This is a genomic window from Macrococcus sp. 19Msa1099, assembly GCA_019357535.2.
GTDB lineage: Bacteria > Bacillota > Bacilli > Staphylococcales > Staphylococcaceae > Macrococcoides > Macrococcoides psychrotolerans.
The window spans coordinates 1-11,834 of the sequence record CP079959.1 but is presented as its reverse complement, the minus strand read 5'-3'; the positions used below and the strand labels follow the sequence as shown (position 1 = coordinate 11,834).

Below are 11,834 nucleotides of genomic sequence, written 5' to 3'. Positions count from 1 at the left end.
ATATGATGTTTCCTTAAATAATTCTTTCGATTTGTTTTATTGAAAACTTTTTAAAAATCGGGTATGATTAAAACATAATCTTATAAGAAGAGTTTAAGGAACATTCTAAAGTGTTTGCCGATGTACGCGATCGGTAGGCGATTAATAACTGCGCTAACAGTTATTAATGCTGAATGTTCTTTTTACGTTCAATTAAGTTAATTAAATTGTATAACTATTCCAAAAAAATAGCAAACCAAAATAGAAATTTTCTATTTTGGTTTGCTATTTTTTATTTTTAACAAGACGGTAGTGCTATTCACCTAACTATTTTAGAAAGCCCTATCCGTGTTTTTAGATATCTGCTCGTCACTGCCTGGGTGACTCACGAGTGGTAGAAAAGTGGAATCATGCAAACTACCGCATATGCCCGCAGAATAAGTGAAAAAATCCGTAGACATGCTGGATGAATTTGTTGGTCTATGACTCCAGCCCACCGTTCCTTTTTTACATGAAGAACACCTGAAACATGTACTGTCGTATGAAGTTGAGGCAAACAAAAAGACAGGTAGCGATCTTACACTACCTGTCTTTTGTAATCTCTCTTCATCCACTTTTTTCTTAATTTGAGCCAAGTCTATTGAGGTTTTACCGATACGCCTATATAATGTACTTATAAGCAAAGGTTACTTTTGCTACACAAGATATTATATAGAAGAGATCGGTAAAATCATGATTACGTTAGTTGTGGTAACGTAAGATTGAGGTCTGATGGGAGTTGGTAGCTCCTATCACTCCTGCCGTTCTTTTTTATTTGCCTTAATTATACAATTAAGAATAGAATGTATGCAATGGAAATTATCATTTATTTAAAATATCTCTATACAGATGTTATTACTTTTTACTTATATTTCAAAATATTGTTGTAAAAAAAATCCAAAAATATTATACTAAAAATGTAAAAAATTACAGAGGGTATAGATCAAAAGTGAATAAAAAATTAATATCAGTTTCTTTATCTGGATTAATGTTATTAGGTATTATTAGTGGTGTTGTTAGTGCAGCAACTGTATACGCGCAAGGTGGAAAATGGGAATATGGAGTAGGAGAAAAATATGTTTGGTCGTACTATTCTCATGGTTCAAAATATCATGCTTCGACTGCAATTGGTAAATATCCTTCAGAGAGTGGGAAAACTCGTCCTGGAGTAAAAGCACAGGCATCCGCAGAAAAATCTTGGTCTGGAAATCAAACATATTATAAAGTGTATTAAAAAAGAATGGATAATTTATCCATTCTTTTCTTGATGGAAAGGGAAAAATGAAAATTTTAAAAATAATTTTAGATCTTTCTATGTTATTTATTATTTTTTCGATTCTATTTTTGTTTAGTCTTAAAGAAGAAGAAGAATTGATACCAGATAGTAATTATGTAATTAAAATTACGGAATGGGATTTTAAACATAGCAAAGAATCCATATATAAAGAACTAAATAAAATTTCTAAAGAAAATGACATTTCTATTTATAAAGTAAGCTATAGTGATGGAAAAAATGAAACAAAGAAGTATATTTATCCTATAAATAGTAAGGAAAAAGATTTGACAGAAACCTTTAACAGTAAAAAAAATAAACTTATGAATTTTGAGGAAGTGCTAAAAAAAGATGTTAGAGGAAATTATTTTGTTAAAGAAAAAAATATAAATAATACTAATATTCAAAATAGTTTACTTAAATTAGGAATTAAGTCAGATATAATAAAAATATCTCCTCAAATTTTATTTATTAGTTTAATAGCGGATAACGGATTACTATTCCCTATATTATCATTATTTATTATTTATATTCTTTATTTCTTAACAAAAGTATGTAGCAATTTCAAAGAAATTGCTATTAAAAAACTAAATGGATATTCTAATGGAAATATTATTTTTGAGGATTTTCACAAAAAAATATTATACTATATTTCATTTTTTGCTATTTTTATATTTGCAACGATTCTTTATTTAAACTTACTTGAGCATAACAGTCAAATAACCCTGTTCATAAAAAGAGAAGTTATTCTTTATTGTTTATATTTGCTTATAATTATAATTATATCTATTATTAGTTATTTTTTAGTTATAAAAATAGATATTCCATCACTAATAAAAGGACAAAAACCCTATAAACAACTTAGAATTATAAGCACTTTTACTAAGTGTATATTGCTTTTAGTATTTTCTATTATCTATATAGGAAATTATAACCATTTAAAAGAACTTAGCTTAATTAATGAATCAAAGAAAATATGGAATCAAATGGATGATTATTATACAGTAGATATAGCTCCAATTTTCTATAAAGAAGAAGAAAAAAAAATATTGCAGAAAAAATTTCATAATTTAATTATTTATAGCGAAAAAACAAATAATACTTTACTGATTAGAAACAATAATGTTTATAATCCTAGTAATACATATTCTAACGTTGAGAATAGTAAAGTACTATTTATAAATAAGAATTTCATTGATTTTTATGGAAAATTAGATCAAGATTTTTCAATTAAAACAGATGCTAGTCAGATTGAAATTATATTGCCTGTAAATTCAATGAGTAAACGAAAGAATATTGAATTAGATGTTAACGATTGGATAAAATTTCAACAAGATGGTACAAATATAAACCAAAATTCTCATTTTATAAGTAAGGAAAATGACTATAAAATTTATTCATTTGATACTCGTACAATGAAAAAGTATTCCTATATATATTCACCTGTTATTTTAGTCATAGAAGGCAATGATTTAGGTGATGATTTTTATTATACATCTGTTTCTCAAGGATCATATCTTTTTAAAAATTATGATAGTACTATAGACAATATAAAAAAGTTTGGCCTCGAAAACTATGTAAGTAGCGTTACTAGTTTTAAAGATAAAGTCAATAGTGACTATAAAGAAATTAAAATTAAATATTTAATTTTATTATTAGCACAGATATTAAATATTGTTACTATATCAATAACTATATTATTTGATATTAAACAGTATTTTGATCAAAACAAGAAATTATTACTGATAAAAAAGATTCATGGATATAGTATTTTGCATAGTAATATAACTTATATTTTATTGCAGTCATTGCTAATAATATTTGTGGGTATATCTTGCTATTTTTATTTTAAAAATATAATTTTTATTTATATCATGCTTATTTTCATATTGTTTCAATTTGTTTTACAAATAATATATATATATATATTAGAAAAAAATTACACTAAACTAATTAAGGAGATATAAAATGAAAAAGATTATTTTAACGATTATAATATGTCTAGTAATGCTATTTGTATTACTAAATGTTAGAAATGAACACACTGATAGATTTAATCCATTACTTAGCAAAGAAATATCATATGCTAAAGTAGATAAAGAAACGCAAAATTATGAAAATATAGTGATTTATGATGCAAATGGCGACGAAAAAAACTATAAACTATCTTTTAAAGGATATGATCCTAGTCAAGAATACGTTGAAATTACACATAAAGGTAAATACGTTGAAAGTATTAAATACATTACTAAATTAAAATTTAATAAAATAATGGGCAAATAGTATGATTAAACTAGATAATATAACAGTTATTAAAGACGAGAAATTAATTTTTGATAATTTTAATATTGAATTTAAGTTAGGTGAATCTTATGCTATTGTAGGTAAAAGTGGTTCTGGAAAATCTACACTTCTTAACACAATAGCAGGATTTGAAAAACCAAAAAATGGAACTATATTTTATAATAATAGTGAAATTAAATTTAATAAAAATTTTTATAGGTATTGCTTAGGGTATCTATTTCAAAATTATGGATTAGTAGATAACAAGAGTGTAAATGAAAATTTAGATATTGGTTTAAAGTTTAAATTAATGACTAAATCAGAAAAAGAAAAATTAAAAGAAGATTATATTAAAGAATTTAATGTTAATGTTACAAAAAGTAGAAAAATATCAACTCTAAGTGGAGGGGAGCAACAAAGGGTATCTCTTATTAGACTTATATTAAAGTCACCTAGCATAATTTTAGCAGATGAACCTACTGGTGCTCTTGATAAAGAAAATGGCTTTTTTATTTTTTCTAAGCTGTTATCTTTAATTGATAAAGATAAAGTTTTAATTGTAGCAACACACGATATTGATATAGCTCATCAATGTGACAATATAATAAATTTATAAAAATATATTTTCCATTACATTACTAATTGATTCGTTCATAACATCCTGATTAATCCCAATGTATCTGAGTGTCACAGACTGAGATGAATGATTGAATAGATCCATCAACAAAGCGATATCCTTCGTTTTATTGTAGTAATGATAACCGAAGGTCTTGCGCATTGAATGTGTTCCGATTTCACTTAATCCGATACATTTTGCTGAATGATTCAGTATTCTATAAGCCTGTACACGGCTAATGGGTTTACTATTGCCCTCAGAATCGAGTTTATTGCTTTTAAACAGATAATCTTCATCCTCCAGGAACTGAATATAACGATCAATATCCTCCTTTAGATGATAAAGGGGGATTTGTTTCTGTTTACGGGTCTTCTGTTCTCTGAGTTTGATTGTATAGTCCTTAATATCCTTTTTCTTTAATCCCAACATGTCACTCACTCTCAAGCCACAGTTAATCCCTAGATTAAATAAAAAGACATCACGCTCTGATCCATAATAAGCGAGTGCTTCTTTCATCTCCTGTACCTTTTTTACGTCACGAATCGGTTCTACGCTGTTCATCCAAATCACTCCTATATGATACGTATAATGTACGTATTGATATCACTATGATACATTATTTCAGGTATAAAAATAAACCCCTTTGGTGTCGGGGTTTATCATGTAACATAATTACCATTATGTTACATGAATTTTTAAAGAGACGCACTATTCAATTAAAAGTATAATAATAGAATTCTAATTGATTATTATAGCTGTAGACTAAATAGACGAATGAAGCGAATGATTGTACAACCTTAAATTTACCTTAAATTTTTAAAAATTCAGTAATAAATAGAATTATTAAGGTATACTGAAAAAAATAAATTATAGAGGTGATAAAATATAAATATAATGAAACATTATACTAATTACTTTAATTTTATCTAAAGAAATATCCATTATTTAAAAATAAAGTAGTGTCATGGAAGAAAGTGAGATTTCAATGGCTAAGAAAAAAGAAAGGAATAGTGAAGTAATCTATTCAACATCGAAGGAAATTGTCATCAATATTGCGAGGTGAAAGTATGACCTATAAATTTTATAAGATTTTGACTAGTCTAATTATTATTAGCTTTTTATTTATCTTTCATTATTATTTAGCAAGTACAATGCATGAAGGAGTGGATAGACCTCTATGGATTTATTTTTTAAATCCAATAATTGCTATCATTCTGTATATTATTTTTACAACTTTAGGTGAAAAAATTTATAAGAAGGAAGATGATAACCGTGACAAATAAGACTAATTTATTAATTACTACCACAGTAGCAGTTTCTTTATTAACTTCTACTTTTATATCCCCATTAAAAGCAAATGCTGAAGCATAACAATCTGTAAAAAGTCAAAATTTTTCTGTTGATAATATAACATATACAAACGATAAGATTATTATGGAAGATGGTTCAGAAGTGAAATACGGCACTAATTATAATATAGTAACTGATGAAAAGAAAAATGATACTTATAAATTGGTATTAGATTCAGCTAATAAAAGAATTGTAGTAACAAATTTGAAGAATGGTATTGTTTCATATAAGAAATTAACTACTGAAGTGGTTATAGAAGAGCCTTCTCAATTACGAAAAGATGATATTGAAATTGACGGACGCTTAAGCTCAAGTACGGATGAAAAGAATATTTTATCTCGAGCAGCAGCAGGGCCACCAGCAGGATCAGTAGATGGTTATAAATATGTGAGAACCACAAAGCATTCTTTAGAAAATGATGTTAATAATACAACTTTATTAATAGGTTTAATGATAACAGGAGGAAATATAGCTGCAGGAACGACTGCAAAAGCAGCTGCAAAAGATTTATTAAAACCTATTGCAGCCTATATAATAGGCAGTAAATTACCGAAAGTCTATTGGAAAGAAAGATTATACTCTAAAAGTAAAAGAATTGATAATTAAAATACAGAATACATCAGTATGTTTTCTTCTGTATTTTTTATTATAATAAATACATTGATGAAAATTTTTTTGATATTTCCAATTGGTGTTTCAATTCCAATATCTTCACTCCTATAATCCTATATAAAAACTATTTTTTAAACCATTTGCTTAAAAATCCTTTTTTATTCCTATCATCGCTATTTTTTAGTTCATTATACACTTTATCGTTTATATTCACTGTTTGTGCTTCTATAACATCTTCTTTAATCTCATTCAATTCTATCTCTAATGCTTTTATCTTTTCATTTGACTGCAATTGTAATGATTGTTGCTGGGATAAAAGTGTTTGTTGCTGTTTTAATAAACCATTTAAATTATTAACTTGATTAATATATTCATCTTTATCTTTTTTTAGATCTTCTATTTGTTGTTTTAGTATTTCGACCAAATCATCATTTCTAGAATCTTTTTCTTCTGTTTGACTACCTGATACACTAACATCTTCTGGATTCTTATTAATCATACTATTTGCTTGTTTGTTCTTATTTATACGCTGAGAGATTAAAACTGCCTGTTTATCATCAATTTGTATCACATTATCTATTTTTTTTAATTCTAAATCTAACGCTTTCGCATTATTTGTGATAGTTGCTTTAGTAACTTCCAACTTATCTGCTAATTGTTTAACTGTATAATTCATCATTTAACTACTCCATTTCAATTATGCAGTGCTAAGTACATCTATGTACATAAAAATCAACATTAGTTATGCACTTATTATGTGCTATATAATAATAATTACCTACCATTAACCACTTAGGCTATTTACTATTCACCGGATATATTATGTAGATAGCTTATGTACCTTTATATACTCTTATCCATCTAAAATTATAACATCTTTATCCTTTTAAATTACTCTTAAATTCAATTATTCGTTATAATTAAAATAAGTAGTTAATTTATATGGGGTGATTAAATGTCTGAAGACATTAAAGAAGAAAAAAGAAAATATGGTTTTTATCATCAAAAAGGTGAAAAGATTAAGGTTGTTTTCCTTGATGGCAAAGCTGTGACTGGAACATATTTATTCGGTGCGAAATATGAGATTTACATTGAAACAGAAGATGGACGAGAAATTACGATATTTAAACATGCTGTAAAGTATGTCTATGTCATTGATTAGTTTTACAAAGAAAACTGAATGATATATAATAATCTTAACAAGTAGAAATTCCATGGAAACACCGAACCCCCTAACTGCTGGAACAGTTAGGGGGTTTTTTAGGTGCTGGTATGCCGTCTTACGACTTACGCTGATCTAACCAGTGAGAAAACAACGCAAGTGCTACGCCAACATACAATGGCGCAATAACGTTAACAAGTAGAAATTCCACAGAGATCACCTCCTTCCATAAGATCTCGCCTATGGAAGTAAAGACGGCTTAATCATTATATCGAATTACTATAATTTCTTCTAGGTGGCTTACCTTATTCTTTTTATCGTGTAAAAATGAGTGGCATAATAAGGATAACGATAAACATCAGGAGGACATACGATGACAAACATTGATTACGAAAAGGAACTACAAGCATTAGAAGAAAAGAAGAAACAACTATTAAAAGAAAAACGTGAAAAAGATAAGAAAGAACTTCAGACATTAAAAGAAGTCTTTGGTAAAGACTTTCCAAGAAAAGAGAATGGTAAATTCATCTCGTTGGATGAATTCAAACAGAATTATGTGATTGCACATAAAGATCAGTCAGAGATTGATCCGAATAAATTTCAAGCAGTTCAGGAAGAACTGAATCAATTAAAGAAAGCGCTGAATGGCATTGCGGATGCAATGGACGATTCAAGAGGCTACTGGCACGTGAGTGATCTTAAGGGGTTAACGAACTGGTTATCACAATTTAGAACGAAGGGCTAAACTTTGATAATCAGTCTTACAAAAGATACGGGTATACAGTATCTTTTGTATCGAATGGATTGGATTATGATGACGAAAGGAGTCAGCATATTCAAATCCATTCGGAGAGTTTTTCTACAAAGATCCATACAAACATTACATGATGTTTGTATGGATCTTTGTATTTTATATCATCGTATATTTTGAAGAAATATACGATGATATAAAACGAAAGGGTTAAGGGAAAAGCTTTCCCTTACAAGGAGGTGAAGTAGACTTTGCGAAGCAAATGTATACATTCGCACTGCTTGACCAAAACATTTTTTGTACAATTTATGGTACAATTGATATAAACATCGTGACAGAACAATTGTACAATAAATGTTTTGTGTTCTTGTGATGTGATGGCTGTTGTTAATCTCAAATGCGAGCGAATAGTGAGACATTTGGATTTACAATAATCGTGTGAATGTCTGCGACCGAATAGGGAGCAGTCTGAACCGATACATCACATCACTTCGGCACGGAGTGGCGTAAAAAATGACGAATGAATATGAGCTATTTTTTACAGAATGGAGGGACGAACAAGTGAGCGAGGCAAAGAAAAAATCAAAGATTATTTCTTTCCGAGTGAACGCAGATGAATATGATGTGATCGCTGGTACAGCTTCAAGTGCCAACTTGAACATCACATCATATTTAAAGGCGCGCGCATTAGGAGGGAAGATTCATCGTCCACTGATGAAGTCAGAGGATATTCAGAGTATCTTACCACCACTTTCAAAATTATCCGGTGAGATCAGTAGGGTGGGGAACAATATGAATCAGTCGACACGTACTTTAAAAACTTTAGCACGTGAACCCTATATTGGTTCTGTAGAATTGAATGCGATTAAAAAGCTGACAGAAGAATTTCAGGCATCTAAGCATGAATTTGAACGACTTCAGAATGAGGTGCATCAGATATGGCACAGACTAAAGTAGCTTCGTCTAAAAGTGCCACGGCATCCATCAAATATGGGCGTGATGGTAAAGATAAGGACACACAGGAGAAGAAGTGTATTGCGATGTCTGGCATCAACTGTGATCCGAGTAACGCTGAATATGAGTTTGGTGTGGTCAGGAAAGCGTTCAACAAAGCAAAGGTCGAAGGCAAAGACATTCAAGCACATCTCATTGAACAGTCCTTTAAAGGCCGTGACATTGATCCTTTTGAAGTGAATCAGATGGGATATGAACTGGCCGAACGGCTGAATAAAGAACTCGGTGGTGGCTTTCAGGCTGTCGTCTATACACATGGCAATACGAACAATTATCATAATCATATTGTGTTTAATGCGGTGAATTTAGAAGATGGCCATAAATATCATTGTTATCAGGAAAAGAAGATTGTCGAACGGATCAATGATGCCATTGTAAGAGAACACGGCTATCCTGTCATTGAGAAAAATAAAGAACGTGGCACATCAGTTACGATTAAAGAACAGAAGCTCAAGGATAAAGGCGAATATATATGGAAAGATGATTTAAGAGCACGTATCGATCAGGCATTCGAAAAAACAAAGGATAGCCTTCATTTCGATATAGAGCGCTTTAAGGCGCATCTAACCGATCTAGGTGTCAACATAAGGGAAAGATTCAATCAGAAGCAACAGATGACCCGTTTTTCATACGATTTTATCGACCGGGATGGTAAGAAACGTATCATACGTGAAAAAAATTTAGGAGTTGATTATGGTGCCGAGGGAATCCAATACGGACTGGAGCAGGAACGAGAATCTTATGAACGATTTAAACGACAATCAGGATTCACATCTCTCCCAGCAGGTCGTACAGCTAACGTTGAAGTACCAGAAAGCAGAGATCGCATTCAACAGTATGCACGACAAGTACTTGACGCTCGTATCAGAGATGCAGGGGATGAAACGCTACAACGAGACACTCAAACAGGAGATGCGCACGGTCATCAACGAAAATCGAACACTCAAGACCGAACTTCAGAAGACCATCCAACACAGCCAGGACAAGATAGACGCCATGACCGTGGTGGATTTGAACGCTGAAAGTCTTAGACGGGACGTCCTAACGGATCTGAAAAGAGAGATGAAGTCTGAAGTAGAGATGCATCAGACGGAGCTGAATCATAGCTACCTCAGAACAAAGCTTATCCTGAACTATATCCCCGTCATCATCAGTCTGATCTTTGTGATATTCACCATCTATTATCTTATGACAGGGATGCATTAGAATGTTCACATTCCTCTATTATGGCATCCCGATCTGTATCGTTGCTTTGTGTCTCTATTTAATATTTGTATTGACGGCGAAACTTGAGGACCATCTCGCATCGTTAAGATTCACACTGCCTTTATCTGTGATGCTCTTCGGCATAGGATTCACGATCAGTACATGGACGCCTTTATCACCGTTGCCTTATTATCAGGCACATCTACATGTACAGAAAGTCCAACAGCAGTCCAAAATAGCTGAGACCTATCTGGAAGGTTTAGTCGACAAAGGACTACTGGATACGACCGTGAAAAAGCATGTTACACATCAACATTTTTCAGTCGCACAGAAAAAAATCAATCAGATTGATGACCCCAAGAAACGTAAAGCTCTGATGGATAAACACAGTGACTATCTATCAACGTATGAACATCAGATCGGTGACAGGCTCATCCAAAATCTTCAACTCGAACATCTCAGCATCTCTGAATACAGCAATCTGACAGCACAGGACTATGAAAATGTCCGTTATCAGATTCAGCAACAGATCCAAACACCACGAACGCAACAGTTTTTCCTGGAACGTGTCGAGAAGCTACAGAAACGACCTGATCTCGAATATCAATCCGTCACTCCATAACTAGATGACAGCATGATAGACATAGAACTGTTGTGCAATATATTCACGAATAATCCCGATATAGTACGCTCTGTCGCTCTTTATTTCAGATTTCTGTCCGTGATAGACTTTTTTCTTTGCCTTAACGAGTGATTGTATCGCATAGTTCATAATTTCAATGTGATCTTCAGTGCTATAGATGTTGTTACCGATGGTTTCTTTCAGCATTGTTTTGTATAGAGACAGAATTTCTTCATCACTAAAGAAGGGCTTTGCGACGTTATAAATTTCGTCAGGCACTTCCATCGGTTTGATACGGATATTTGAGTTCTTGATATTGTGATATAAAACTTTTGAGTGTTTTTTTACAGAACGTTTTCTGTTACTTAAAAAGATATTTAATAGATTTAAAAAGAATATAGTTTCCTTTTTTGCATGAACATGTTGTAACGCCTGTTGTGACAGCTCTTTCCCGGTCTTAATCACTTGATTAAGCGTGGACATTTTAGCGTGGACATTTTTTTCTCGGATGATTTCATACTGTGTATAGGTATTGATTCTAAAGACCATTGCACCGTTATTCTTACGTTTACCACTGACAGTGTGAATCTTCGTGATATAACCTTTTGCATCAAGATTCTTTAAAATACGGTAGACTGTCTTCTTGCTGATATGTAGAAGGTCTGCGATGGTTTGAAGTTTTAAATGAGAAAAACCAATCACTTTTAAGCTATGTTGTTTTAATACATTTAAAATACGGTATTCGGTCTCTTTAAGGTGACGGTTGTATCGTTCAACCGTACGATCCATTGCGATGATTGTTTCAAAGTTGTTTTCAAAGTCGTTCATGATGTAAGTCATTTCTATCATTCCTTTTTTAGTATTTAGGAACGAAAAAAGAGTGCATGCCGGTCTTTTCCATGGCATGCACTCTATGACTTTTATCAT

The 11,834-nt window shown here is 31.2% G+C and carries 15 protein-coding genes; 11 read left to right on the top strand and 4 right to left on the bottom strand.

What is annotated here, in order from left to right; translation table 11 throughout:
• The first annotated feature begins 967 nt into the window (after positions 1-967).
• From KYI10_12505 to KYI10_12490, 4 genes are read left to right on the top strand one after another with little or no spacing between them, the layout of a single operon-like run.
• Positions 968-1,252: a lactococcin 972 family bacteriocin gene (locus KYI10_12505; protein QYA34217.2), complete on the top strand. Its 285-nt coding sequence runs from the start codon at positions 968-970 to the stop codon at positions 1,250-1,252.
• A 47-nt stretch (positions 1,253-1,299) separates the two neighbouring features.
• Positions 1,300-3,258, top strand: a complete 1,959-nt coding sequence (locus tag KYI10_12500) for a DUF1430 domain-containing protein (protein ID QYA34206.1) — start codon at positions 1,300-1,302, stop codon at positions 3,256-3,258.
• Between the two features lies 1 nt (position 3,259).
• On the top strand, positions 3,260-3,574 hold the full coding sequence (locus KYI10_12495) for a YxeA family protein (protein ID QYA34205.1): 315 nt from the start codon (positions 3,260-3,262) through the stop codon (positions 3,572-3,574).
• A 1-nt stretch (position 3,575) separates the two neighbouring features.
• Positions 3,576-4,190, top strand: a complete 615-nt coding sequence (locus tag KYI10_12490; protein ID QYA34204.1) for an ATP-binding cassette domain-containing protein — start codon at positions 3,576-3,578, stop codon at positions 4,188-4,190.
• On the opposite strand, the gene KYI10_12485 is transcribed toward KYI10_12490, so the two are convergent.
• A complete protein-coding gene (locus KYI10_12485) occupies positions 4,185-4,751 on the bottom strand; it encodes a tyrosine-type recombinase/integrase (protein QYA34203.1) in 567 nt (188 codons plus the stop codon). The two genes, KYI10_12490 and KYI10_12485, sit on opposite strands and share 6 nt — an antisense overlap.
• An 873-nt stretch (positions 4,752-5,624) precedes the next feature.
• Between KYI10_12485 and KYI10_12480 the strand changes: the two genes are divergently transcribed.
• On the top strand, positions 5,625-6,146 hold the full coding sequence (locus tag KYI10_12480; protein QYA34215.1) for a hypothetical protein: 522 nt from the start codon (positions 5,625-5,627) through the stop codon (positions 6,144-6,146).
• Positions 6,147-6,276: 130 nt separating this feature from the next.
• Here KYI10_12480 and KYI10_12475 read toward each other — a convergent pair whose 3' ends face one another.
• The gene (locus tag KYI10_12475) at positions 6,277-6,831 is read right to left on the bottom strand and encodes a hypothetical protein (GenBank protein QYA34214.1); all 555 of its coding nucleotides are present in this window, start codon (positions 6,829-6,831) and stop codon (positions 6,277-6,279) included.
• A 276-nt stretch (positions 6,832-7,107) separates the two neighbouring features.
• Between KYI10_12475 and KYI10_12470 the strand changes: the two genes are divergently transcribed.
• Complete coding sequence (locus KYI10_12470) at positions 7,108-7,314, top strand: hypothetical protein (GenBank protein ID QYA34213.1); 207 nt, start codon at positions 7,108-7,110, stop codon at positions 7,312-7,314.
• 118 nt (positions 7,315-7,432) lie between these two features.
• Here the strand turns inward: KYI10_12470 and KYI10_12465 are convergent, their stop codons facing one another.
• Complete coding sequence (locus KYI10_12465; protein ID QYA34212.1) at positions 7,433-7,525, bottom strand: type I toxin-antitoxin system Fst family toxin; 93 nt, start codon at positions 7,523-7,525, stop codon at positions 7,433-7,435.
• Between the two features lie 162 nt (positions 7,526-7,687).
• On the opposite strand from KYI10_12465, the gene KYI10_12460 reads away from it, so the two are divergent.
• From KYI10_12460 to KYI10_12440, 5 genes are all read left to right on the top strand, one after another.
• Positions 7,688-8,059 (top strand): hypothetical protein, encoded by a 372-nt coding sequence (locus KYI10_12460; protein ID QYA34211.1) that lies wholly within the window; start codon positions 7,688-7,690, stop codon positions 8,057-8,059.
• A gap of 519 nt (positions 8,060-8,578) precedes the next feature.
• Positions 8,579-9,022, top strand: coding sequence for a hypothetical protein (locus KYI10_12455; GenBank protein ID QYA34216.2), 444 nt, complete (start codon positions 8,579-8,581; stop codon positions 9,020-9,022).
• On the top strand, positions 9,004-10,101 hold the full coding sequence (locus tag KYI10_12450) for a relaxase/mobilization nuclease domain-containing protein (protein ID QYA34210.1): 1,098 nt from the start codon (positions 9,004-9,006) through the stop codon (positions 10,099-10,101). The genes KYI10_12455 and KYI10_12450 overlap by 19 nt, the downstream gene beginning before the upstream one ends.
• A gap of 40 nt (positions 10,102-10,141) precedes the next feature.
• Positions 10,142-10,285: a hypothetical protein gene (locus KYI10_12445; protein QYA34209.1), complete on the top strand. Its 144-nt coding sequence runs from the start codon at positions 10,142-10,144 to the stop codon at positions 10,283-10,285.
• Position 10,286: 1 nt separating this feature from the next.
• Positions 10,287-10,907 (top strand): hypothetical protein, encoded by a 621-nt coding sequence (locus KYI10_12440; protein ID QYA34208.1) that lies wholly within the window; start codon positions 10,287-10,289, stop codon positions 10,905-10,907.
• Here KYI10_12440 and KYI10_12435 read toward each other — a convergent pair whose 3' ends face one another.
• Complete coding sequence (locus KYI10_12435; protein ID QYA34207.1) at positions 10,908-11,735, bottom strand: Lrp/AsnC family transcriptional regulator; 828 nt, start codon at positions 11,733-11,735, stop codon at positions 10,908-10,910. It lies immediately after the preceding gene.
• Positions 11,736-11,834 lie beyond the last annotated feature (99 nt).